Here is a 25,351-nt window from a genome sequence, read left to right on the forward strand (position 1 = left end):
GCGGTTATAGTCAGCGCCGCCGCCTGCCGCCTAGTTGGGTCGCCTAGCCGGCGGCCTTCACGGCTTCGGAGAAGGCGTCCAGCGCGCGGGTGGTGTAGACGAGGCTGGCGCCGGCGCCGATCGCGACCGCCACGCCCAGGGCCTCGGCGATCTCTTCCCTCGACGCGCCGTGCTTGCGGGCTTCCTCAGCGTGGACGGTGATACAGCCGTCGCAGCGCAGGGACACGGCCGCCGCCAGGGCGATCAGCTCGCGGGACTTGGCGTCCAGCAGGCCCGTCTTGGCGCCGGCCTGGCTGAGGGCGACGTAACCCTGCACCGTCCCGGGGCTGAGCTTGCCGACCTCGCCGACCGCGGCGCCGATCTGTTTGCGATATCCATTCCAGTCATGCATGGCCATGTGGGCCTCCTCTTGCTGTGACGAGAAAGCTAAGCCTCCAGCGGTCCTCGCTTGATGCCCGCGCGACGCGTCCTTATGACCGTGCGGATCATTCGGGCGGAGAAAGTGCCGATGAGCGATGCTCTGAGTGACCTGGCGGCGCTTCTACGGGTCCGGCCTGAGCTGGAGGACTACTGCCGGTTCGGGGGTGACTGGCGGGTGGAGCACGAGGCCTCGGCGGCCGCGCAGTTCCATATCGTCGCCAAAGGGCAGTGCGTCGTGACGCCGACGGGACGTGAGGCGGTGGTGCTGAGCGCTGGCGACATCCTGCTGCTGCCGCGCGGCGACGCCCACGTCCTGCGTCCCCGGATCACCGCCGAGCAGGCGACGCGGCCGATCTCGACCCGCTATCACAACGCCATCCGGATCAAAGAAGCGGGCGACGGCGCGCCCGACACCGAGCTGATCTGCGGCCTGCTGCACTTCGAGGCCACCGCCGCGCAACTGCCGGTCTCGGCCTTGCCGGACGTGATCGTGCTGCGGGCGGGGCAGGATGCCTCCCAGGCCCGGTTCGTGGGCCTAGTCGCGGCCATGCACGACGAGATCGAACAGGCGCGGGTTGGGGCCGTCGCCATCGCCATGGACCTGGCCAGCGCGCTGTTCGTGATGTTCCTGCGCGCCCATCTAGAGGCCGATCCGCCGGCCGAGGGTCTGCTGGCTCTGCTGGCCCATCGCGCCACGGCGGCGGCGACTCTGGCCATGCTGCGTGAGCCGGGCGAGGACTGGAGCCTGGACGCCCTGGCCGATCTCGCCGGCGCGTCGCGGGCCACCTTGGTGCGGCAGTTCCGCAAGATCGCCGGCCAGTCGCCGCTCGGGTTCCTCAGCGAGCTGCGCCTGAACCTGGGCCGCCAGCGGCTACGGCGTGGCGACCAGTCGATAGCCCAGATCGCGGCCGAGCTGGGCTACCAGTCCGAAAGCGCCTTCAGCCGGGCCGTCCACCGACGCTTCGGCGAACGACCCGGCGCGATCCGGCGGGGCTAGTTACTTGGCGACCTTGCGGTCCAGGAAGTCGCGGATCAGCGGGGCGATCTCGTCCAGCTTGTCCTCCAGGGCGAAGTGGCCGGTGTCGAGCAGGTGCATCTCGGCGTCGGGCAGGTCGCGCTTGTAGGGAAGCGCGCCCTGCGCCGGGAAGATCTGGTCGTTTTTGCCCCACACCACCAGGGTCGGCGGCTTGCGCTCGCGGAAGAACTGCTGGAATTGCGGGTACAGCGGCACGTTGGTGCGGTAGTCGTAGAACAGGTCCAGCTGGATGTCCTTGTTGCCGGGGCGGTCCAGCAGGGCCTGGTCGTGGGTCCAGTTGTCGGGGCTGATGCGGCTGACGTCCTTCACGCCGTCCGTGTACTGAAATTTCGTGGTGTCCAGGGTCAGCACGCCCGACAGCGCCTCGCGGTGGGCGGCCGAGCCGTCGGCCCAGTAGGCCTTAATCGGGTTCCAGAACTCGCGCAGGCCTTCTTCATAGGCGTTGCCGTTCTGGACGATCAGGCCGCTGACCCGCTCGGGATGCTTGATGGCCAGGCGGTAGCCGACCGGGGCGCCGTAATCCATCACATAGAGAGCGTAGCGCTGGGCCTTCAGCTGGGTCAGCAGCGTGTCGGTCATGTCGGCGAAGTGGCCGAAGCTGTATTCGAACTTCGTGTGGTCCGGCGCGTCGCTCTGGCCAAAGCCCGGATAGTCGGGCGCGATCACGTGGTAGCGATCGGCCAGCAGCGGGATCAGGTTGCGGAACATGTGCGACGAGGTCGGGAAGCCGTGCAGCAGCACGACGACCGGGGCGTTGGCGGGACCGGCCTCGCGGTAGAACATCTTCACGCCATCAATGGTGGCGCTGCGATAGTGAACCACCGGCGGGGCCAGGCGCTCGACGGCGACCGGCGCCTTGGGCGCGGCGATCGCGGAGGCCATCGGGGCCAGGCTGGCGGTGGCCAGCAGGAACGGAACGAGCAGGCGCTTCATGTCGGATCTCCTCTTGAGTGAGGCCGAACCGTCTGTCGTCGTCGCCTCATGACGAGGAAGATATTGCTGCGTCAGATTTCTTTAATCTGCGCATTGTGGAAGGGATTATTTCGCAATTCACAATTCTGAGCGACGCGATCGCCGTTCCACTTTTGTGTGACAAAGTGTGAAAGTCCGTGACGGAAATCGGTCTTTTTAGTCGTAGATCGGCTACCGTTCCGATTTGTGGACTTGCGTTCCGAATATAGTTTTGCGAGAAAATCGCATCGGGCGGACCTTAAGACGCCGCCCCGCTACCGGCGAACACGCCGGGGCACGTTGGGGCGGGGACTTTGGCTTGATCTACGACAGAGTCTTCTACGCCACCCATCCGGACATGATGGCCGGGGCCAGCAACCAGGACCTGCGCGATCGCTACCTGGTCGACGGCCTGTTCGTCGCCGGCGCGCTGACCCTGAACTATCTGCACCAGGAGCGTCTGGTGCTGGGCGGCGCGACGCCGCTGGACCAGCCGCTGGCGTTGCCCGTTCAGACCGAACCGCCGTCCCATGCCGGCAAGCCGTTCCTGGCGGCGCGCGAGATGGGCGTCGTCAATGTCGGCCATGGCGCGGGGCGCATCGTCGTCGACGGCCAGGTCTTCGCCCTGGCGCCGCTGGACGCCCTGTACATCACGCGTGGCGCGGTCGAGGTGCGGTTCGAGAGCGACGATCCCGCCAACCCCGCCCGCTTCTACCTGGCCTCGACCCCGGCCCACGCCGCCTTCGAGACCAAGGCCCTGTCCACCGCCGCCGCCATCCCGCTGGAGCGCGGCACGCAGGACACCGCCAATCACCGCATCATCTACCAGATGGTCATCCCCGGGGTCTGCGCCTCGGCCCAGTTGCTGATGGGCCTGACCATCCTGCGCTCGGGCAGCGTCTGGAACACCATGCCGCCGCACGTGCATGACCGCCGCTCCGAAGCCTATTTCTACTTCCGCCTGCCGGAGACCGAGCGGGTGCTGCATTTCATGGGCGAGGCCGACGAGCTGCGCACCCTGGTGATCGCCAACGAGGAGGCGGTGATCTGCCCGCCCTGGTCGGTGCACATGGGGGTCGGGGCCCACGCCTATGCCTTCATCTGGGCGATGGGCGGCGAAAACCTCGACTACGAGGACATGACCCCCGTCGATCTCTGCCAGCTGCGATAGGGAGCGCGCGCCATGACCATCGCCTTGTCGGACAAGCCCGCCACGCGTTATCGCTGGCTGATCTGCGCGCTGCTCTTCCTGGCGATCGGCATCAACTATATCGACCGGCAGATGATCGGCATCCTGAAGCCGACCCTGCAGAAGGACCTGGGCTGGACCGAGGTCGCCTATGCGAACATCGTCTTCTGGTTCCAGCTGGCCTATGCGATCGGCTTCGTCACCTTTGGTCGGGCGATCGACCTGCTGGGCGTGCGTATCGGCTATGCCGTCGCCTTCGTGGTCTGGACGGCGGCCAGCATCGCCCACGGTTTTGCCCACACCGTCATCCAGTTCGCGCTGGCCCGGTTCAGCCTGGGCCTGGGCGAGTCCGGCGCCTTCCCCGCCAGCCTGAAGGCGGTGTCGGAGTGGTTCCCGCAGAAGGAGCGCGCCCAGGCGGTCGGCCTGTTTAACGCCGGCACGGCGCTGGGCCCCATCGTCACGCCGTTGCTGGTGCCGGCCGTGACCCTGGCGTTCGGCTGGCGCGCGGCGTTCATCGCCACCGGCCTGATCACCCTGCTGTGGCTGGTCGCCTGGCTGTTGGTCTATCGCTCGCCCGAGCAGCATCCCAAGATCTCGGCCAGCGAGCTGGCCTACATCCAGGATGGCCGGACGGACGAGGTCGCGGTCCGCACGCCCTGGCGGACGCTGCTGCGGCGGCGCGAGGCCTGGGCCTATGCGGTTGGCAAGTTCCTGACCGATCCGGTCTGGTGGCTCTATCTCTTCTGGCTGCCCGACTTCCTCAACAAGCGGCACGGCCTGGACCTGAAGTCGTTCGGCCCGCCGCTGATCGCCATCTACCTGGTCGCCGACATCGGCTCGATCCTGGGCGGCTGGAGCTCGTCGCGGCAGATGAAGGCCGGAAGATCAGCGAATGCGGCGCGCAAGTGGACTCTGCTGGCCTGCGCCCTGGCTGTGACGCCGATCGTGCTGGTGCAGTTCGTCGACAACCTGTGGGGCGCGGTGGCGATCATCGCCCTGGCGGCGGCGGCCCACCAGGCCTGGTCGGCCAATCTGATGACCCTGCCGTCGGACCTCTTTCCCCGCCAGTCGGTCGCCTCGGTGATCGGGCTGGGCGGCGCGGCCGGCGCGATTGGCGGCATGCTGATGACCACCTTCAACGGCCGCGTGCTCGAGGCGCTCGGCTCGTACCAACCGATCTTCATGGTCGCCGGCGGGGCCTATCTGGTCGCCCTGCTTCTGATCCACCTGCTGACGCCAAGGCTCCGTCCGGTACGGGCCGAGGACCTGACACCACGAACCGGAGAGGAAACCGCCCGATGAAGGTCATCGCTGGACTCACCCTGGGCCTGGCCGCCCTGAGCGCCCTGCCCATGGCCGCTTCGGCCCAGGCTCCCGCTGCTCAGGTTGGTCAGGGCGTCGAGACGCCCTGGCGACGCGCCGACGTTCTGCGCCTGGCCGAGCGGGTCGCCGACTACCAGCTGGCCACCATGGCCGCCGGCTACATCCCGCCGGAAGCCGCGCGCGACACCGTCGATCCGGCCGGCTGGGTGCAGGGCGCGCTGTTCGTGGGCCTGCGCGACCTGGCCGATCGCTCGGACAACACCGCCTATCGCCAGGCGATCCTGGCGCGCGGCGCGGCCAACAAGTGGGCGCTGGGCAAGCGCTTCTACCACGCCGACGAGCACGTCATCGGCCAGTCCTATCTGTGGGCGGCCAAGCACGGCGCGGGCGACGCGGCGATCGCCCCGCTGCGCCAGCGTTTCGACGCCATCCTGGCCTATCCGCCCAAGGTTGGTTTGGAGCACGCCGAATATACCGACCCGCGCGGCGTCGACTGCGACCAGCGCTGGTGCTGGAGCGACGCCTTGTTCATGGCGCCTGCCACCTGGTTCGAGCTGTCGGCCGTCACCGGCGATCCGAAATACGCCGCCTATGCCCGCAAGGAATTCGCCGCCACCACCGACTACCTCTACGACAAGGAAGAGCACCTCTATTACCGGGACTCGCGGTTCTTCACCCGCCGTGGCCCGGACGGCGAGAAGGTGTTCTGGAGCCGGGGCGACGGCTGGGTCGTGGCAGGCCTGGCGCGGGTGATCCCGATGCTGCCGCCGGGCGATCCCGATCGCGTGCGGATGGAGACCGTCTTCAAGGAAATGGCCGCCAAGCTGAAGACCATCCAGAAGCCCGATGGCTACTGGTCGCCGTCGCTGCTGGCCGATCCGGCGAAATCGCTGCCGGAATCGAGCGGCACGGCCTTCTTCACCTACGGCCTGGCCTGGGGCGTGAAGGCCGGCCTGCTGGACCGCGCGACCTACGAGCCGACCATCCGCAAGGGTTGGGGCGCCCTGTCTCGCGCGGTGCATCCGGACGGCAAGTTCGGCTGGGTGCAGCCGATCGGCGATCGTCCCGAAAGCGTCAGCTACGAGGACACCCAGTTCTACGGCGTCGGGGCCTTCCTGCTGGCCGCGACGGCGATGGCCGATCTTGATCTGAAACCGACTCGCTAAGGGGGCGACCATGCACAAGCGCGACTTCATGAAGGCGGCCCTGGTCGGCGCCGCCACCCTGGGCTCCGCCGGCGCGGCCAATGCCGCCAAGCCCGCGGCCGTCGACGACCGCGCCTACATGGCGGGCCTGCTGGAAAAGATCGCCAGCCCGGTGCTGGCGGCGATGTCGAAGGGCGAGCTGAAGAAGACCTTCCCCCTGGAGCTCAGCCCCACCTGGGACGGCCGCGACCGCAACGTGGCCTATCTTGAGTGCTTCGGCCGCCTCATCTCGGGCGTCTCGCCGTGGCTCGCGCTGCCCGACGACGACACCGCCGAGGGCAAGGTGCGCAAGCGCCTGAAGGACCAGGCGGTGCAGGCTTATGTCCATTCGGTGGATCCCAGCAGCCCCGACTACCTGGCCTGGGGCGGCACGGGGCAGGCGCTCGTGGACTCGTCCTACTACACCCAGGCCCTGCTGCGGGCGCCCAAGACCCTGTGGGATCCGCTGGACGCCACGACCAAGAAGCGCATCGTCGCCGAGATCAAGGGGCTGCGCCGGGCCAATCCTCCGATCACGAACTGGCTGCTGTTCGCGGCCATGAACGAAGCCTTCCTGATGCAGATCGGCGAGGAATACGACCCGATGCGCATGAGCCTGGCCGTGCGGGCGATCAGCAGCTGGTACGTCGGCGACGGCTGGATCAAGGACGGCGAGAAGTTCCACTTCGACTACTATAACTCGTTCGTCATGCACCCGATGATGATCCAGGTGCTGGAGGTCATGGAGGCCAACAAGGCCCCGTTCTGGAACGACAACCTGACCCAGTGGCGCGAGCTGGCCGTCAAGCGCGCCCAGCGCTATTCCGAACATCTGGAGCGCCTGGTCTCGCCAGAGGGGACCTTCCCGCCGTTCGGCCGCTCGCTGACCTATCGCACCGCGGCCTTCCAGCCGCTGGCCTTCATGGCCAAGCGCAAGCAACTGTCGTCGAAACTGACCGAGGGCCAGGTGCGGGCCGCGCTGACCGCCGTGCACAAGGCGGTGTTCAGCCAGGCCAGCAACTTCACGCCGGACGGCTTCCTGACGATCGGCTTGGTCGGCCACAACCCGGCCCTGGGCGACTGGTATTCAAACAACGGCAGCATGTACATCACGAGCGAGGGCTTCCTGGCCCTGGGCCTGCCGGCCAATGACAGTTTCTGGACGACCCCGGCCCAACCCTGGACCCAGAAGCTGGCATTCTCGGGACAGCCGTTCCTCAAGGACTACGCCGTCGACTACTAGGATATGAGTTCCGACACCGGTGTCAGGCTTGTATTGCCCTGTGAGGGGCGTATCACTATTCGGGACGGCTCGAGGCAATGTCGCCATCGGGCCAGCATGAACGGTTGATATGAAGGACATCGCCACGGCGGATGTGGAAGAGGTCGCCTCGGCGCGGGCCAATGCCGGCGCCCAGACCCTCTTCAAGGGGCTCGAGGTTCTGAGCCGGGTGGCCAAGGGCGACACAACGCTCGGCAAGATGGCCAAGTCGCTGGACCTCAATAAGACGACGGTGCACCGCCTGGCCTCGACCCTGGTCGAGGCCGGGTTCCTGTCGTTCTCGACGCGGGAAGGCTACGCCCTGGGCACCAAGCTCCTGGAGCTGGGCTATGCGGCGTCGCAGCAGATCACCCTGACGCGGGTCAGCCATGATCATCTGCGCCAGCTGTCGGTCGACACGGGCGACACGGTGAACCTGGGCGTGCTGGAGCGCGACCAGGTCCACTATATCGACAAGATCCCCGGCACCCGCCGCATCGAGGTGCGCTGTGTGATCGGCGAGCGCCAGCCGCTGCGCCACACTGGCCTGGGCAAGGCCCTACTGCTGGACGAGAGCGAAGAGGTGTTGCGCGAAGTGTTCCTGCGCGAGGCGGCGACCTTCCCGCGCTATCGCTACGACCTGCGTCAGTGGCTGGACGTCATGGCCCGCTATCGCAGCCTGGGCTACACGATGGATCTGGACGAGAACGAGGACCACATCCGCTGCGTGGCCGCGCCGATCCGCGACATGGGCGGCAAGATCATCGCCGCCGTTTCGGTGTCGTCGATCGCCCAGTACATGGACGACGCGCGGATCAAGGCCGTGGCCGACTACGTCAAGGAAACCACCCAGAAGATCAGCGCCGAGTTCGGCTACCGCTGATCCCGCGACATCGTCGGATCCTTTGAGCACGCGCGCGGGCGACCGCGCGCGTGTTTTCGTATGTCAAACGCTCAAAGGTCTGATGTGGCTGGCGTGCAACGGCGCCTGTCGAAACATTTCAGCGACGAAAAAATCAGACAAACCGCGTTCCGATATATGTGGACTCGCTTCGATATGTGTTACGCCTATCGACAGAAGCGAAAAGCTCGAATGCGAGGAAACATGTCTAGGGCACTGCGACGCGGCTAGTCCGCGCCATCACGCATAACGCGTCTCCAGTTCGATTTTTGAAATGCTCCGCCAACGGCGGGCAACCCCCTCGGGCACGCCGGGCGGGGAGGGGAAAACTGCGCGGCGAATGGACCGCGACGGGGAGGGAACATGAAGAAGCAACTTCTGCTGACGACGATTCTGGCCGCGGGCCTGGGCGGCGTCGCCACCAACGCGTGGGCTCAGACGGCGGCGCCGCAAGACACCGTGGAGGAGGTGATCGTCACCGGCTTCCGGTCCTCGCTGCAAAAGTCGCTGGGCCTGAAGAAGGACGCCATCGTCGTCCGCGACTCCATCGTCGCCGAGGACATCGGCAAGTTCCCCGAAGCCAACGTCGCCGAAGCCCTGCAGCGCATTCCGGGCGTGTATCTGAGCCGTGACGGCGCGTCGAACGAGGGCCAGCGCATCTCGATCCGCGGCCTGGGCTCGGACTACAACGTCACCACCATCAACGGCGCCCCGGTCCGCACGACCTCGTCGGGCAATGTCGGCGGCTCGTCGCGCGACTTCAACTACGACGTCTTCGCCTCGGAACTGTTCGGCCGTGTCGACTTCTACAAGACGCCGCTGGCCGAGCTGGAAGAAGGCGGCATCGGCGGCGTGGTCGATCTGCAGACCCCGCGTCCGTTCGACAAGGCCGGTCGCAACATCCGCTACCAGGTCGTCGGCTCGTACAACGACAAGTCCAAGCACCTGGACCCGGCCGGTTTCGCGCTGTTCTCCAACACCTGGGGCAATTTCGGCGCCCTGTTCGCGGTGGCCCATTCCAAGAGCGTGAACAACCGTTCCGGCTTCGAGGCCACCGGCGGCTATAACAGCCACGCCCTGGCCAGCCTGTCGCCCAACAAGGGCCAGTTCGCCTTCGCCTTCGACTTCGCCGACCCGCGCTACAATCGCGGCTCGCTGACCCAGGCCCAGATCGAGAACGGCTACCTGCCGCGCTTCTACCGCTACTATGGCGGTGAAAATACGCGCGAGCGCACCGGCGCGGTCGGCTCGCTGCAGTATCAGAACGAGAAGGTGAACATCAGCGTCGACGGCCTGTATTCGAAGCTGCAGGACTCGCTGGACGAATACACCTTCGGCCTGCCGATCCGGAACTCGCGTACGACCATTCCGACCGCCAAGCCTGGCGCGCCGGGCCACAACGGCTTCGTGCCGATCAACGTGACCCTGGATCCGAAGTCCAACCTGCTGGAAGGCACGTTCGGCAACACCTCGTACCTGGGCGAGAGCTACTACTACGACTCCCAGACCGAGTTCAAAATGGCGTCGTTCAGCGCCGCCTATCAGGCCACGGACAAGCTGAAGATCACCGCCCAGGGCAGCCTCAGCGAAAGCGACGCCTTCTTCACCGGCAACCGCCTGATCTCGAACCTGTACGGCGTCACCACGACCATCAAGTACACGGATGACCACGTCTATCCGGCCTTGTCGGCGCCGGGCGTCGACTTCACCAACCCGGCCAATTACGAGGACTTCGGCGTCGGCTTCGACTGGCGGCGCGAGGTCGACAAGGAAAAGACGGCCAAGCTGTTCGCCGACTGGGACTACGGCGTGTTCGGCATCGAGGGTCACCTGAAGGGCGGCTTCTCGTACGTCTCGACCAAGAAGACCACCACCAAGCGCAACGCCACCGCCGCCGGCACCGCCAAGATCGCCGCCCTGGGCGCGGCCACCCTGCGCGGCGCCATGTTGCGCGACGTGCCGATCGACAACCTGGTGATCGGCTCGGGCTATCCGCAGCAGTGGGCGGTGTTCGGCCGCGACTATGTGATGAGCACCTTCGACCCGATCGGCACGGCCAAGGCCACGCCGGTCGACTTCAACGCCTCGTTCGGGGCCGAGGAGACGGTCAAGACCGCCTTCATCCAGAGCGACCTGAAGGGCCAGGTCCTGGACCGCGAACTGCGCGTCAATGTCGGCGTCCGCTACTCGGAGACCGACACCCACATCGACAACTATCTGCGCCAGACCAACAACGGCGTGACGACCTACCAGCCGAACGAGGCCGAGGGCTCGTACAAGAACACCCTGCCGTCGGCCAGCTTCGCCTACGACCTGACCGACAAGCTGATCTGGCGCGGCTCGTGGGGCAAAACGATCACCCGCGCCTCGCTGTCGATCATCGCGGCCAACACCGTGATCCCCAACATCTATGAGACCCGGGCGACGGCGGGTAACCCCAACCTGCTGCCGCAGACCGCGACCAACTACGACACGGGCGTGGAGTGGTACTTCGGCCGCGGCGGCATCCTCAGCGCCGGCTTCTTCTGGAAGGAGCTGAAGGACACCACCGTCTCGACCAACATCAACGTGCCGTTCTCGTCGCTGGGCCTGCCCGACGCGGCCCTGGCGCCGATCTTCCAGAACCCGGCGACCGGCAAGATCGACCCGAACCTGCCGATCACCCTGTCGACCTTCTATAACCAGGGCACGATCAAGCTGGACGGCTACGAGCTGGCCTACCAGCAGTCGTTCGACTTCCTGCCCGGCTTCTGGAGCGGCTTCGGCGCCCTGGCCAGCTTCACCCACGTCAACACGTCGGGCTTCGACTACACGACGACGGCGGGCAAGATCCTGAACGTCAACACGGTGCCCAAGTACTCGTACAGCCTGACCGGCTACTACGAGAAGGGGCCGTTCGGGGTTCGCCTGTCGTACAACTACAAGGCCAAGAACATCATCGAGACGTCCAACAACGGCTCGGACCTGCAGCGCTGGCACTCGGGCGCGGGCTTCCTGGACGGCAACGTCACCTACAAGGTCAATGACAGCATCGAGGTCCGCCTCGACGCCCTGAACCTGGCCAACGCCCTGCAGTACGACTTCTTCGACGATGTCAGCGGTCGCTACGGCAACGGCCGCAAGACCCGCATGGACTACGCCAAGTACAACGGCCGGACCATCAAGTTCGGCGTGCGCGGCAAGTTCTAGGCGCTACCGGCGGGAGGGGATCTCTCCCGCCCATCATCCCTGATGTTTGTGAGCACTCCCCCGCACACAGGCATGACTGAAGCCGGTGAGGTCCGCCTCGCCGGCTTTCTTTTGGCCTAGCGCGGCGTGACCACCAGAACGCCGTCGGCGCGTGGGCGCACCGTGACCGGCAGCGCGGCCGGCAGGTTGGCGACGAAGGCGCGCGACTGGTCGGCGCGGAAGCTGGCGGTCACCCGCAGATCGGCCGCGCCCGGGGCGGCGACCACGCGCACGGCCGAGAAGCGGCCGATGTCGCTGGCCACGTCGGTCAGGCGGGCCGAGGCATAGCTCAGGCGGCCCTGGCGCCAGCCGGCGATCGCGGCCGGATCGGCCAGCTTGGCCCGGTGCGCGCCGGCGGCGTCCAGGGTGACGCTGTCGCCCCGCGCCAGCACGGCGTCGAAGGTGGGGCCGCCCTCGTCGCGATGCACGGCGACGCGGCCGCGCTCGACCGCCACGCCGATCTCGCCGCTCGGCGCATGTCGCACCTCGAAGCGCGTGCCCAGCACGGTGACTTGCGTCTCACCGGCCTCGACCTGGAACTTGCGGCCCCGGGCGTGGCGGACGTCGAACAAGGCCTCGCCGCGCTCGAGCACATAGTGGCGGCCGCCCAGCCAGCCTGCCTTCCGCAGGCGCGTCTCCGGAGCCAAGGTCGCGACGCTGCCGTCGCTGAGCGTGGCGGTGCGCACCGCGCGGCCGCTCTCCAGGATCTCGGGCGAGCGCGTCGCCAGAGTCACGCCGATCGCCAGGCAGGCGGCCAGCGGCAGGCCGGCGGCGGCGGCCCAGCGCCAGGCCGGCGCGCGCGCCGGGCGCTGCTCGCGGGTCAGGGCGTCGACCCCGCTCAGGGCCAGCATCAGTTGCTCGGCCTGGTCATAAGCCTCGGCATGACGAGGATCGGCGGCCAGCCAGTCGCGCAGGGCGTCGGCGCGCTCGGTCGACAGGCGCTCGCCGAACACGGTCAGGGCCCAGTCGCGGGCCTGTCCCTCGATGTCGTCGTCAGGCGCGACGGTTGCGTTCACGAGACAATCCTCGAAAGTCTATCTGACCGCCCGCGATGGCGCGCTGGCACGCGGCGACGGCCTCCCCGACCGTCTTGCGCACCAACGCCTCGGACACGCCGTTCTGGCGAGCGATCTCGGCAAAGCTTTGACCGGCCACCCGGTTGGCCGCCAGGAAGCGGCGGTGGCGGGGCGGCAGGCCTTCGACAACACGGCTCAGCACGCCCAGCTCCTGCTTGGCGATGATGGTCCGCTCGGCGTCAGGTTCGGCGTCCGCCTCCAGGGCCGGCGCGGAGGCCGACACCAGGCGGGATGCCATCTTCTGACGTCGCAAGGCGTCGCGCGCGAGATTGATGGCCACGCGAAAGACGAAGGCCCGGGGGCTCTCGTGCGCCTGGTCCGCCGGCCGCTCGCCCAGCTTGACGAAGGCCTGCTGCGCCAGGTCCTCGGGCTCGGGCGGGCCGGGGCCGAACCGCGCGCGCAGAAACCGGCGCAGGTCCTCCCAGTCATCGCAGTAGCTCTCGCGGAAGGCCGACTGGCCGCTCCACGTTCGCACGTCGTTGTCGGCGCTCGGCCGGTGCGGTTTCGCCACGGCCCCTCCCTATCGCTACGCGCCGTCCTATGCCGCCGACGATGCGGCTTCATGGCCGCCTGTTCAATGCGCCAACAAAAAAATCGCCGTTCGGACATCTTTGTTGTGCGGATCGATCTGGCTCATTCGTTGAATTAGGTTCGAGGCGATTTCTAGAAATTATTTGCCCCACAAATCGCATGTGACCGGTAACTTTTCCCTTTCGGATTCAAATTCGGCATGTTTATGTCGATGTCATTGACACCGGTGTCCAGCCGGGCAGGCGATGATTTCGCCGGATTAGGGAAGGGGAGGCGGGCCTGTTGCGAGCCCTGAGCCATATCGATCGCCCTGCGCGGATCGCCTCGAAAGAGCGGGGCGCCCATGCGCGTTGATGGCGGCTTCGTCCAACCCTTCATGGATTTCTCGCGCATGGATCGCGAGGTCAGCGACGTCATGGTCCGGGCCCTGCTGGGCCGTATGCGCCAGGCGCTGCTGGACGGCCACAGCCTGGACGTCCCGACCATCGGCGAACTGACCATCCATCAGACCCGCTCGCGCCCGCTCGTCAATCCGACCAGCGGCCAGACCCGCGAACTGGGCGGCGAGCGCACCGTGCTGTTCCGCCCCGACCGCCAGCTGGTGCGGGAGCTGAACGCCACCCGGAAAGATCACGATGTCGACTGACGCCACGCACCGCAGGGCGTGAACGCCAGCCGACGGACCACGGCCGACTAGGGGCCATCAACAGGCGAAGGGACGGACAGAGAAACATCCGCCGCCCGGAGTCGACGTCAATTGGGGAGGAAAACCAATGACTATCCATCGAGACCACAAGAAGCGAGCCCTGCTGCTGGCCAGCATCTCCACCGCCGCCTTCGTCGCCGCCGCGCCGAGCTTCGCGGCCGCCCAGGAGGCTGCTCCGGCCAACTCGACCGACACCGTCAGCGAGGTGGTTGTCACCGGTTACCGCGCCGCCCTGCAGAGCGCCCTGAACCTGAAGAAGAACTCGGACGTGATGATGGACGCCATCAACGCCGAGGACATCGCCGACTTCCCCGATTCCAACCTGGCCGAGTCGCTGCAGCGCCTGCCGGGCATCTCGATCGACCGCGACAACGGCGAAGGCCGCACCATCAGCGTGCGCGGCCTGTCGGGCGACTTCAGCCGTGTACGGATCAACAACATGGAGGCGCTGTCGACCGGCGCGGCCAACGACGCCGGCTCCAGCCCCAACCGCTCGCGCGCCTTCGACTTCAACGCCTTCGCCTCGGAGCTGTTCAGCTCGGTGCGGGTGCGCAAGTCGTCCTCGGCCGAGGCCGATGAAGGCTCGCTGGGCGCGACCGTCGACCTGATCACCGGCCGTCCGTTCGACTACAAGAACAGCGCCGCAGCCTTCTCGGCCGAGGACTCCTACTACCAGAACGGCAAGAAGCACGCGCCGCGCGTCACCGGCCTGTTCTCCGACCGCTTCTTCGACGGCAAGCTGGGCGTGCTGGTCTCGGCGGCCTGGGCCAAGCGCAACTCCGAGGACGATAACTACGCCCGCGGCACCGGCTCGTCGGACTATGTCTATCGCGGCTCGACCTGGACCGGCGACGAACTGCCGGGCCGCGCCGGCTTCGCCGCGCCGACCGGCACGGTGTTCAGCGCCCTGATCCCGACCACCCTGACGGGCTCGGCCCTGGACGCCTACAAGGCCAATCCGGCCAACTACTACAACCCGATGGCCAACCCGGACGCCTATGCGGCGATGACCGGTTCGGATCCGGCCGCCTACGCCAAGCTCTATCCGGGCTGCGCGGCCGTGGCGGCGCAAGCGGTCGCCGGCCTGACCCCGACCACGCCGGGCTGCAACAACTCGCTGGTCCGCTTCCCGGCTCTGCCGTCGATCCAGCAGCGTAACGTCGAGACCGAGCGTCTGGGCCTGACGGGCTCGTTCCAGCTGCAGCTGGCCGAGCGCACGCGCCTGACCGTGGACGGCCTGTATTCGAAGTTCGAGAGCACCAGCACCAACTACCAGCTGGGTCCGGTCGGCCTGAACCGCAACAACACCAACGCCGCCTATCAGTTCGGCGCCAACGTCCCGACCGCTACGGCTCGCGCGGGCACGCCGTTCACCGACGCCCAGCGCCGCGCGCTCTATCCCGGCACCTGCACCGCCGCCGCCGAGACCGAGCTGGCGCCGGGTACGGACTGCGGCCAGGCGCTGAACGGCAATAACCCGCTGCCGGGCTACACCTTCAGCTACAACCCCAACAACCTGGACGCCTACGAGTACTACACCAACCCAGCCTCGCCCGGTTATGCCGGTCCGGCCTCGTCCCTGCCGTTCCGCGGCCAGCTGATCGGCCGGCCGGCGGTCAAGGTGCTGGACGCCGACGTCGTCGGCCAGAACGCCGAATATCTGAAGCTGGGTAATGTCGACTGGCGTTCGGCCGCCGACCGCGGCGCCTACACCACCGACTTCCGCCAGGTGTCGGCCACGGTCGACCACGAGTTCAGCGACAAGTTGAGGGCCACGGCTTCGCTGGGCACCTCGCGTTCGGAGAACGTCAACGTCGGCACCCTGGTCGAGTTCAACGCCATGGACGTCCAGGGCCCGTTCGTCTTCGACGAGCGCGGCGCGACCGGCATGCCCAAGTTCGACGCCGGCTTCAACGCCGCCGACCCGAACAACTGGGGCATCATCAAGGGCTTCTCGGGCATGCGCCACTATCGGCGCACGACGATCAACGACTACACGGGCGGCAAGATCGACGTCACCTACGAGCTCGATGATCATTGGACCATCAAGACGGGCATCACCAAGCGCGAGTTCAAGTTCTCGACCGACCAGTACGAGCGCAACAACGACCTGCTGAATCCGACCGAAAAGGAAGCCAAGGTCTCGGTGGCGTCGCTGAGCCAGGTGATCGAGTTCGGCAACGGCCTGGACGTGCCCGCCGGTTCGACCACCAGCTTCATCGTCCCGAACATGGAGGCGTTCAGCAACGTCTTCGGCTTCGACTGCAACTGCATCAACAAGTTCGGCGACTTCACGATCACGCGGAAGCGCAACCGCACCGCCACCTTCGGCGTGACCGAGAAGAACCTGTCGTACTACGCGCAGTTCAACTTCGACTACGAAGTCTGGGGCGGCCGTCGCCTGTTCGGCAACATCGGTGTCCGCCAGGCCGAGACCGACGTCCTGGCCTATGGCGAGACAACCGCCGGCCGTCGCATCACCGGCGAGAACCACTACACCGACACCCTGCCGTCCGGGAACATCACCTGGGAGGCCTATGACAACCTCTACATCCGCGCCGCGGCGGCCAAGGTCATGGCTCGTCCGCTGCTGGGCAACCTGTCGCCGGCCATCACCGGCATCAGCATCCCGGGCGATGGCTCCAACATCGGCGGCACCATCACGGTCGGCAACACCAAGCTCTCGCCGTTCCGTGGCGAGGCCTATGACATCGCCGCCGAGTGGTACTTCAACAAGGGCGGCCTGATCAGCCTGGGCTACTTCCGCAAGGATATCTCCAGCTTCCCGCAGACCGTCTTCTACGAAGCGCCGCTTTCGCAGTTCCTGGACGCCGAGGCCATCGCCGCTCTGAAGCTGCAGTTCCCGGGCGAGACCGGCGCCGACGTCTTCCGTCGCGCCTATATCGACGCCAACAACCCGGTCCTGGCCCGCCAGGTCCGCGACGCGCCCGGCGGCTACCTGCAGGGCTGGGAGTTCAACTTCCAGCAGGACCTGACCTTCCTGCCCTGGTACTTCAAGAACCTGGGCGTCCAGTTCAACATGACCAAGCTGGACACCCAGCTGACCTACATCCTGGATCCGGGCACCGTGGTGGCTGGAGCCGGCACGGTCACCAAGGCCCCGACTTACGGCAAGGGGCCGTGGCTGGGCGCCTCGCCCAAGGGCCTGAACTTCACGCTCTACTACGAGACCGAGAAGTTCAACGCTCGCGTCTCGGTGGCCAAGCGCGACGCTTACAAGACGACCTACCCGCTGACCGCAGGCAACTGCGATCCGGGCCTGCAGTCGAACGGCGCGGCGTGCGACAGCCCGCTGATCAACGAGTTCGGCTCGTCGGCCGCGACCACCAATGTCGACATGTCGGTGCGCTGGTCGCCGATCAAGAAGGTGAGCATCACCTTCGAGGCGCTGAACATCACCGACGAAAAGGCGACCCGCTACAGCTACACCGATCCGGTGATCCAGTCGTACGGCGCCAGTGGCCCGAACTATCGTCTGGGCGTCCGCTACAAGTTCTAGGCTGACTTCCTCTTGCTCGGGCCGCCTGCAACGGCCCGGGTTCGGAGCGACGCCGGCGATCCCCATCGCCGGCGTCGAGCTTTTTCGGATGGAGTTTGGAATGTTCTCGCGACGCACCTTGCTGGGCTCCGTGGCGGCCCTGCCTTTCCTGGGAAGCGCTGCGGAAGCGGCGACCGGCCCGGCCCCCGCCGAGGTCAAGGCGACCATGGCTCGCGCCACCCGCTTCATGACCGACAAGGTCGCGGTCCACGGCGGCTATGTCTGGTCCTACCTGCCGGACCTCTCGCGCCGCTGGGGCGAGATGGAGGCCTATCCGTCCATGATCTGGACCCAGGCGCCGGGCACGCCCGAGATGGGCCAGATCTTCCTCGACGCCTATCACGCCGCCGGCGATGAGGCCTATTACAAGGCCGCCCAGCAATCGGCGGACGCCCTGATCGCCGGCCAACATCCGTCGGGCGGCTGGAACTACATCATCGACTTCGCCGGCGAGGCCTCGCTGAAGCGGTGGTACGAGACCATCGGGACCAATGGCTGGCGGCTGGAGGAATTCCAGCACTACTACGGCAACGCCACCTTCGACGACCATGTGACGGTCGAGTGCGGTCGCTTCCTGCTGCGTCTGCACCTAGAGAAGGGCGATCCCAAGTATCGCGCCGCCGTCGACAAGGCCGTCGATTTCGTCCTGAAGAGCCAATATCCGAACGGCGGCTGGCCCCAGCGCTGGCCCCGCATGGGCGAGTTCTCCAAGCAGGGCCGCCCCGACTACACCGGCTTCATCACGATGAACGACGAGGTGGCCGAGGAGAACATCGACTTCCTGCTGCTGGTCCTGCAACAGCTGAAGGACGAGCGGGTCCGCGAGCCGGTCAAGCGTGGCATGGAGCTGATCATCGCCCTGCAGCAGCCGCAGCCCACGCCGGGCTGGGCCATGCAGTATTCGCTCGATCTGAAGCCCGCGACCGGCCGCACCTATGAGCCGGTCTCGATCACCCCGCACGGCACGGCCGCGGCGGTGATGCAGCTGATTGCCTACTACCAGCAGACGGGCGAGCGGAAGTACCTGGCGCGCGTGCCCGAGGCGCTGGACTGGCTGGCCAGCGTCGAGATCCCCGCCGACAAGCGCGGGCCCGACGGGCGCAATTTCTACCGCAACTATGATCCTTCGACCGGCAAGCTGCTGGGTGGCCACCGCAGCGGTTCCAACAGCCAGAACGGCAAGTTCTGGGCGGACTTCAACACCGAGGGGACCAAGGCCGAGAAGTACATCAACGTCGCGTCCCTGCGTGCCCGCTACGAGCGCGTGGCGACGATGTCGCCGGAGGAGGCCACGAAGAACTCGACCCTGATGGGCCGTGGGCCGTCGCTGTTCCCGCCGTACATCGTTAGCCATGTCGGCGGTTCGGACCTGAATGTCACGGTCGGCGACGGCAAGCGCCTGGCGGCCGTGAACGAGTTGGTCTCGGGCCTGAACGCCGAGGGCTACTGGCCCGTGGAGCTGCGCACGACCAGCCATCCCTACCAGGGCCCCGGCCCAGACAAGCCGCCGGCTGGTTTCGTCGATGTCGGCCAAGTGGGGGATGCCTGGGACACCTCACCCTTCACCCTGCCCAGCGGGCCGATGGGCATTTCCACCGGCGCCTATATCAACAACATGGCGCGCCTGATCACCTATCTGCGGACCCAAAAGGCATGAGCTATTCGATGACGCGCCGCGCGGCGCTGGCCGGCATCTCGGCGCTGCCCATGGCGGCGCGGGCCGCGACGCCGGTCCCGCCGACCTACGCCCTGGTCCCCGACATCGTGGTGGCCAAGGACGGCTCGGGCCAGTTCAGCACGATCGCGGCGGCGCTGAAGTCGATCCCGACCGATAACCGCGAGCGCAAGGGGATCCTGGTCCGCAACGGCTTCTACGACGAGGCCGTGCGGGTCGACGCGCCCTACGTGACTCTGCGCGGCGAGAGCCGGCTGGGCTTGCGCCTGCAGGCCAATCGTCCCGCCAACGAGACCAAGGACGAGATCGGCCAGGGCGTGGTCAATATCGCGGCCACCGCCCATGACTTCGTCCTCGAGCATATGACGGTGCACAACACCGTCACTGTCGCCGGTCCTCACGCCTTCGCGGTGCTGGGCCGAGGCGATCGGACGATTATCCAGGACGCCGACCTGCTGAGCCTGGGCGCCGACACCCTGGCCCTGTGGCGGACCGACAAGTCCAAGGCCGAGATGGGTCTCTCCGAAGGGCCGGGCGCCACGCCGCTCAGCCCCGACGGCGGGCGCTACTATCACACCGACCTGCGGATCACCGGCGCGGTGGACTTCGTCTGCCCGCGCGGCTGGTGCTTCATGTCCGACTCCGAGATCGTCCAGGTCTATCCCCGTGCCGAGGCCGCCGTCTGGCATGAGGGCAAGGGCAATGCCGACAAGAAGTTCGTCATGAAGGGCTGCACGTTCGACGGCCCGCCGAACTTCTATCTGGGCCGCCATCACCGCGACGCGCAGTTCTATTTCCTGGACTGCGCCTTCTCGGAACGGATGCGCGACAAGCCGACCTACCAGGTGATTTATCCGCTGGACGGCGGGACCCCCAGCCCGGCCGACATCGAGCGCAACCGCGTCGCGGCCGCCGAGACCCAGTGGGGCGAGCGGCGCTATTTCAGCAACAGCCATCGCAAGGGCGGCGACTACGCCTGGATGGCCGATAGCCTGAGCAAGGCCCAGGCGGCGAAGATCGACGCGGCCTGGACCTTCGCTGGAACCTGGAACCCCGAGCGGACCGATGGCCCCCGCGTCATCGCTGTCGCCACCGAGGGCGGTCGGGCCAAGCTGACCTTCGACCGCCTGGTCACGGTCAAGGGCGCGCCGCAGCTGGTCTCGGCCAGCGGCCAGGCGGGCAAGTATGTCGAGGGCAGCGGGACCAACACCCTGACCTTCGAAACCGCCGGCGCCCCCGCGCGCCTGGACTTCGCGCAGGGCGCGGTGATCGGCACGGAGCCCGTCTCGAAGACGGCCTTCGCGCGGACCAGCCTGCCTACTTCACGTCGATGATCACCCGCTTGTAGCGGGTCAGGCGCGGGGAGCCGTGGTCGGTGACGGCCAGGATGATGTGCATGGTCCCCGTGCCGGGCGGCACGACGCGGTTGGTCTTCACGGTCAGCCAGGCCTTGGGCTGGTCGGCGTTATTGATGTCCAGCTTCACGCCCGAGGCCGAGCTGGTCATGCCGCGTGTACCGGCCTCCTCGTAGCAGAACCACTCGTAGGACAGGGCGTCGCCGTCCGGATCGGACGAGCCGACCGCGCTGAGGTCCACCCGGTCGCCGGGTTTGGCGACGATGTAGTCCGGGGTCTCCAGCTTGGGGACCGGCGGGTGGTTAGCTTCCTTGTAGGGCTTGGTCGTCCAGTCCATGCGGGCGGCGAAGTCGTTCTGGAACGCCTCGCGCCAGCGCCAGATCGTGGCCTGGGCGGTGGTGTGCCACTCGCCGTCGCGGCCCCAGACCTCGTCCATCGCATTGGTCCAGATCGGCCGGGTCTCGGGCTCGAGGAACCAGCGCTCCTTGCGCGGGGTGTAGAGCTCGTAGCGACCGCCCCAGCCGCCCCACTCAGGGTGGTCGGGATCCGACAGGCCGTTGTCGATCAGGTTCAGGAACGACGGGGTGTCGCCCTCCATCTGGAACTTCCAGCTGGGATAGGCCGCGCCCAGCGGGCCCTTGGCGCGGATGTTGGCGTTCAGCCACTCGTTGCTGACCAGATATTCGTTCGCGCCGCCGAAGCGGCCGTGGAAATTGTCGCCGCCGATGCCGATCCAGGTCGACATGTGGAAGCTGACGCCGGGGCTGACGATGTAGTGCAGGTCCGGGAACTCGCGGCGGATCCAGGGGCCGCTGTCGTCCTGGTCCGAGATCGCATAGACGCGCAGCTTCGACACGAACTTGGCCAGGGCCGCCTTCGAGCGGGTGTTGCGCACCTTCCACAGGGCCTGACCCAGCACGGTCGGGCCGCCCCAGACGGTGACCCAGACCGGACGCGGATCATCGCGATCGACGGCCTTGATCAGGAGGTCCGAGCCCGGCGAGTCCTTGCCCGCGCCGATCGCGGTCTTGCCGTCCGGAACCAGGGCCTGGGAGATCGTCGCCTTCAGGGCGTCGGCGGTGGGGAAGCCCTTTTCGTGCTGCTCGAGATTGTCGCGGACCTGGCCGTAGGTGTCGACGATGTGGGTGATCAGCTGCGGATTGACCTCGCCCTTCACCGTGGTGGCGACCAGGCCTTCGATGTCGACCTGGTTGGCGTAGGTCATCAGGCGGACCATCGACTCCTGGTCGTCGGGGTCGCCGCCGATGTCGGTCAGCACGAACAGGCGCGGCTTTTCGTGCGCGGCCTTCAGCGGCGATTGCGAGGCGGCGGGAGCGGCTGGCGCCTGGGCCGCCAGGACCGGCGAGGCCGTCAGCGCCGCGATCAGCGCCAGGCTGGCGCCCGTGCGAAGCCCTCTGGCCAGCGAAGCAATTCCCGTCATGCGCGGATCCTTTCCCCGTTCGGACCTCTGCGGTCCCGGCGTTCCGGGATCTGGGTCCTCTCTGGCGCTCATGCGCCTTGGCTGAGGCAACAGGTACCGACGGCCAAGGTGGGGGTCAACGCGGATTTCGCGCGGTTCAAGCGAAAAGAAAGGAAAACGAAAGTCGCTGTTCCCATCATCTGGGAATGAGCCTTTCGCGTTGAAATTCCTTGCCTGAAAGGCTCTGACTGCCGCTGAGCTGCGCGTTGTGTGGCGCCCAAAAACCATTCCTCAGACATATCTTTCGCCATCAATACGTTTTCGATTGATTTCGATTGATGTCCTTTGATAACGCTTTTGTTCAGCGAACAACGAATGCGGCGCCATCCCAGACCTCCTCTCGGGGTTGGGGCCGTGTCTAAGGCGGCGTCGGCTTCCTTTCCGGCCGACGTCGCCGCTTTCCGCCCGGAGCGTGTTTCCGGGCGTCGGACTTCGAGACGACCAGACGCTCGACAGAAGCGTCACGAGGAAACGCAAGCGACCGCGCCGAGAGCGCGCGGCGAAGGGGAAACGGGAAATGATCGACAGATTCCAAAAGCAATTGGCGGGCGGCGTTTCGGGCCTGGCCCTGGTGCTGGCGCTGGGCGGCGTCGCCCACGCCGAGGACGCCATCGCCACGGCGAGCAGCGCGGCCGCGCCCGCCGCCATGGGCGCAGCCGCTCTGCAAGATGCCGCGGCCCAGGCTGACGACACCGCCGTCACCGAGGTCGTGGTCACCGGCTTCCGCAACAGCCTGGCCAAGGCCCTGGAGTTGAAGCGCACCAACACCGGCGTGGTCGACTCGATCCTGGCCGAGGACATCGCCAAGTTCCCCGACAACAACCTGGCTGAATCGATCCAGCGGATCCCCGGCGTCGCCATCAGCCGCGACCAGGGCGAAGGCCGGGCGCTGTCCGTGCGTGGCCTGGGTCCCGACTTCACGCGCGTGCGCATCAACGGCATGGAGGCCCAGGCCTCGACCGACGGCTACAGCGGCGCCAACCGCGGCCGCGGCTTCGACTTCAACGTCTTCGCCTCGGAACTCTTCAACCGCATCGACGTGCGCAAGACGCCGTCGGCCGACGTGGAAGAGGGCTCGCTGGGCGCGACGGTCGACCTCGTGACCGGCCACCCGTTCGACTACAAGGGCTTCAAGCTCGCCGCCTCGGCCCAGGCCGGCTACAACGACCAGACCGGCAAGACCCGCCCGCGCATGGCGCTGCTGGTCAGCAACACCTTTGCCGACGACAAGCTGGGCGCGCTGTTCTCGGTCGCCTATTCCAAGACCGCCGTCGACTTCCAGCAGTCCAGCTCGGGCCTGTGGAACCAGGGCAATGGCGACGGCGGCTGGTGCAAGCCGACCACGGGGACCGGCGGCATCTGCGACGTGCCGGCGGCCGACTTCGCCAAGGCGACCTCGATCTACACCCTGGCCAGCGCGCCCACGACCTACTATCCGCGCTTCATGCGCTACGTGCAGGGCCTGGGTAAGACCGAGCGCCTGGGCCTGACCGGCTCGCTGCAATGGGCGCCGACCGACGACACCAAGGTCACGCTGGACGGCCTGTTCTCGCGCTACAAGGTCAGTCGCGACGACTGGCCGCTGGAAGCCATCGGCTTCAGCCGCGGCGCCTCGCAGGGCGGCAAGCCCGAGATGGTGGTCCGGGACATGATCCTGGATAGCAAGAACACCATGCTCTACGGCCTGTTCGACAATGTCGACATGCGTTCGGAGCATAACCGCGACGAGTTCTCGACCGACTTTGGCCAGTGGACCCTGAACGCCGAGCACAAGTTCAACGACAAGTTCAGCGTCGACGGCGTCGTTGGCTATTCGTACTCGGACTTCGACAACTTCAACGACATCTCGACCCAGATCGACCGCTTCAATGTCGACGGCTACTCGATCGACATCCGGCCCAAGGGCCAGTACCTGCCGGCGATCAACTACGGCTTCGACGTCACCAACCCGGCCCTGTGGTACTTCGGCCCGACCGTGACCCAGCCGGGCGGCACCGGCCCCACGGGCCCAGAAATCCGCCTGCGCCCGAACTACACCGACAACAAGTACAAGACCGTCCAGGTCAACGGTAAGTACGCCTTCAACGACGGCCTCACGTTGCGCGCCGGCGCCAATTGGAAGCAGTACGACTTCAGCGCCCAGTCCTATCGCTACGCCCTGGGCGAGGCGAACTTCCCGGCCATCCCGGCCGGCTACACCATCCAGAGCCTGACCGAGCAGTTCTGCGGCCTGGCCAATCTTAAGGTGCCGACCCCGACGCCGACCTGCTGGACGACGCCGAACATCGACGCCTTCCAGGCGGCCTACAACATCTACTCCAACACCGGCCGCACGGCCCTGTCGCAGAGCGTGGCCAGCGTGCGCGGCGAGAACCGCTCGGTGCAGGAGGAGGACAAGACCGGCTACGTCATGGCCAATTTCGACCAGGAGGTCGGAAGCTGGCGCGTGCGCGGCGACGTCGGCGTCCGTTATGTCGAGACCAACCAGACCTCGAACTTCTACACCAACGTCCCGACCTCGGTGAACGCCGCCGGCTTCGTGATGACCACGGTCAAGCGCAAGTACACCGACACCCTGCCGTCGCTGAACCTGGTGCTGGAGCCGACCGACAAGCTGCTGGTCCGCTTCTCGGCCGCCAAGGTCATGGCGCGTCCGGCCCTGGGCAACCTGGCGGCGGCGACCAGCGTCTCGGTGGCGGGCGGCTCGCGCTCGGTCTCGACCGGCAACGCCAACCTCGATCCCTACCGCGCCAAGTCGGCCGACTTCTCGATCGAGTGGTATCCCAAGTCGGGTACGATCGTGTCGGCGGGCTTCTTCTACAAGAAGATCAGCACCTACGTTCAGACCATCACCACCATCGCGCCGTACGCCTCGACGGGCCTGCCGGTCTCGCTGCTGGAAGGCACGGGCGTCAACGCCAATGACGACTTCAGCATCACCAACGTCATCAACACCCCCGGCGGTCCGCTGAAGGGCTTCGAGCTGAACTACCAGCAGCCGCTGGACTTCCTGCCCGACATGTTCCGCGGCTTCGGCGTGCTGGCCAACTACACCTATGTCGACAGCAGCATCGACTATTTCGCCACCACGGCGGCGGGCGCGGCCAAGATCAACGCGCCGCTGCTGAACCTGTCGAAGAACGCCGCCAACGCCACGCTGTACTACGAGCGCGGCAAGGTGCAGGCTCGCGTGTCGGTGAACTATCGCGACAAGTACCTGACCGCCGTCCCGGGCCGCTACAACCAGGATGTCCAGGGCAACCTGTCGACCACGTTCTTCGACGCCTCGGCCTCGTACAAGGTCACCGACCAGCTGTCGGTCAGCGTCGACGCGCTGAACCTGAGCAACGAGAAAGACATCTCGTACATCGACTCCACGACCCAGCGTTTCGAGAACTACCGGGTCGGCGGCCGCCAGTTCTACGTCGGCGCTCGTTACACCTTCTAGGCCCCCGGGCCGGCCAAGGTTGGCTGGC

Annotated in this window: 17 protein-coding genes; 12 read left to right on the forward strand and 5 right to left on the reverse strand. The window is 66.7% G+C overall.

What is annotated here, in order from left to right; all coding sequences use genetic code 11:
- Nucleotides 1–43: 43 nt before the first annotated feature.
- The gene (locus J7528_RS15675) at nt 44–397 is read right to left on the reverse strand and encodes a carboxymuconolactone decarboxylase family protein (protein WP_291876189.1); all 354 of its coding nucleotides are present in this window, start codon (nt 395–397) and stop codon (nt 44–46) included.
- Between the two features lie 111 nt (nt 398–508).
- On the opposite strand from J7528_RS15675, the gene J7528_RS15680 reads away from it, so the two are divergent.
- Nucleotides 509–1,417: an AraC family transcriptional regulator gene (locus J7528_RS15680; RefSeq protein WP_291876190.1), complete on the forward strand. Its 909-nt coding sequence runs from the start codon at nt 509–511 to the stop codon at nt 1,415–1,417.
- Here the strand turns inward: J7528_RS15680 and J7528_RS15685 are convergent, their stop codons facing one another.
- A complete protein-coding gene (locus tag J7528_RS15685) occupies nt 1,418–2,389 on the reverse strand; it encodes an alpha/beta hydrolase (protein ID WP_291876192.1) in 972 nt (323 codons plus the stop codon).
- Between the two features lie 340 nt (nt 2,390–2,729).
- Between J7528_RS15685 and kduI the strand changes: the two genes are divergently transcribed.
- From kduI to J7528_RS15715, 6 genes are all read left to right on the forward strand, one after another.
- Nucleotides 2,730–3,578, forward strand: a complete 849-nt coding sequence (gene kduI / locus J7528_RS15690; protein WP_291876393.1) for a 5-dehydro-4-deoxy-D-glucuronate isomerase — start codon at nt 2,730–2,732, stop codon at nt 3,576–3,578.
- Between the two features lie 12 nt (nt 3,579–3,590).
- Nucleotides 3,591–4,898 carry an MFS transporter gene (locus tag J7528_RS15695; protein WP_291876194.1) on the forward strand — a complete coding sequence of 436 codons (1,308 nt, stop codon included), beginning with the start codon at nt 3,591–3,593 and terminating at the stop codon, nt 4,896–4,898.
- The gene (locus tag J7528_RS15700) at nt 4,895–6,085 is read left to right on the forward strand and encodes a glycoside hydrolase family 88 protein (RefSeq protein ID WP_291876196.1); all 1,191 of its coding nucleotides are present in this window, start codon (nt 4,895–4,897) and stop codon (nt 6,083–6,085) included. Before J7528_RS15695 ends, J7528_RS15700 begins: the two co-directional genes overlap by 4 nt.
- A gap of 10 nt (nt 6,086–6,095) precedes the next feature.
- Nucleotides 6,096–7,346 (forward strand): DUF2264 domain-containing protein, encoded by a 1,251-nt coding sequence (locus J7528_RS15705; RefSeq protein ID WP_291876198.1) that lies wholly within the window; start codon nt 6,096–6,098, stop codon nt 7,344–7,346.
- Nucleotides 7,347–7,455: 109 nt separating this feature from the next.
- Entirely contained in the window at nt 7,456–8,247 is a 792-nt protein-coding gene (locus J7528_RS15710) for an IclR family transcriptional regulator (protein ID WP_291876200.1), read from the forward strand.
- A 381-nt stretch (nt 8,248–8,628) separates the two neighbouring features.
- Nucleotides 8,629–11,454, forward strand: coding sequence for a TonB-dependent receptor (locus J7528_RS15715; RefSeq protein ID WP_291876202.1), 2,826 nt, complete (start codon nt 8,629–8,631; stop codon nt 11,452–11,454).
- A gap of 116 nt (nt 11,455–11,570) precedes the next feature.
- Here J7528_RS15715 and J7528_RS15720 read toward each other — a convergent pair whose 3' ends face one another.
- Nucleotides 11,571–12,509, reverse strand: coding sequence for a FecR domain-containing protein (locus tag J7528_RS15720; protein WP_291876204.1), 939 nt, complete (start codon nt 12,507–12,509; stop codon nt 11,571–11,573).
- Complete coding sequence (locus J7528_RS15725) at nt 12,487–13,080, reverse strand: sigma-70 family RNA polymerase sigma factor (protein WP_291876206.1); 594 nt, start codon at nt 13,078–13,080, stop codon at nt 12,487–12,489. Before J7528_RS15725 ends, J7528_RS15720 begins: the two co-directional genes overlap by 23 nt.
- A gap of 363 nt (nt 13,081–13,443) precedes the next feature.
- Between J7528_RS15725 and J7528_RS15730 the strand changes: the two genes are divergently transcribed.
- The 4 genes from J7528_RS15730 to J7528_RS15745 all read left to right on the forward strand — a co-directional run bounded on the left by J7528_RS15730 (nt 13,444) and on the right by J7528_RS15745 (nt 20,374).
- Nucleotides 13,444–13,746 carry an HU family DNA-binding protein gene (locus J7528_RS15730; RefSeq protein WP_291876208.1) on the forward strand — a complete coding sequence of 101 codons (303 nt, stop codon included), beginning with the start codon at nt 13,444–13,446 and terminating at the stop codon, nt 13,744–13,746.
- 127 nt (nt 13,747–13,873) lie between these two features.
- Entirely contained in the window at nt 13,874–17,326 is a 3,453-nt protein-coding gene (locus tag J7528_RS15735) for a TonB-dependent receptor (RefSeq protein WP_291876210.1), read from the forward strand.
- A 100-nt stretch (nt 17,327–17,426) separates the two neighbouring features.
- Complete coding sequence (locus J7528_RS15740) at nt 17,427–19,022, forward strand: pectate lyase (RefSeq protein WP_291876212.1); 1,596 nt, start codon at nt 17,427–17,429, stop codon at nt 19,020–19,022.
- On the forward strand, nt 19,019–20,374 hold the full coding sequence (locus J7528_RS15745; protein WP_291876214.1) for a pectinesterase family protein: 1,356 nt from the start codon (nt 19,019–19,021) through the stop codon (nt 20,372–20,374). The genes J7528_RS15740 and J7528_RS15745 overlap by 4 nt, the downstream gene beginning before the upstream one ends.
- On the opposite strand, the gene J7528_RS15750 is transcribed toward J7528_RS15745, so the two are convergent.
- Entirely contained in the window at nt 20,358–21,836 is a 1,479-nt protein-coding gene (locus J7528_RS15750) for a nucleoside hydrolase-like domain-containing protein (protein WP_291876216.1), read from the reverse strand. The two genes, J7528_RS15745 and J7528_RS15750, sit on opposite strands and share 17 nt — an antisense overlap.
- Nucleotides 21,837–22,392: 556 nt before the next feature.
- Between J7528_RS15750 and J7528_RS15755 the strand changes: the two genes are divergently transcribed.
- Nucleotides 22,393–25,323 carry a TonB-dependent receptor gene (locus J7528_RS15755; protein WP_291876219.1) on the forward strand — a complete coding sequence of 977 codons (2,931 nt, stop codon included), beginning with the start codon at nt 22,393–22,395 and terminating at the stop codon, nt 25,321–25,323.
- Nucleotides 25,324–25,351: the final 28 nt, after the last annotated feature.

It is taken from the genome of Caulobacter sp. (assembly GCF_017744445.1).
In the GTDB taxonomy this organism is placed as follows: Bacteria; Pseudomonadota; Alphaproteobacteria; order Caulobacterales; family Caulobacteraceae; genus Caulobacter.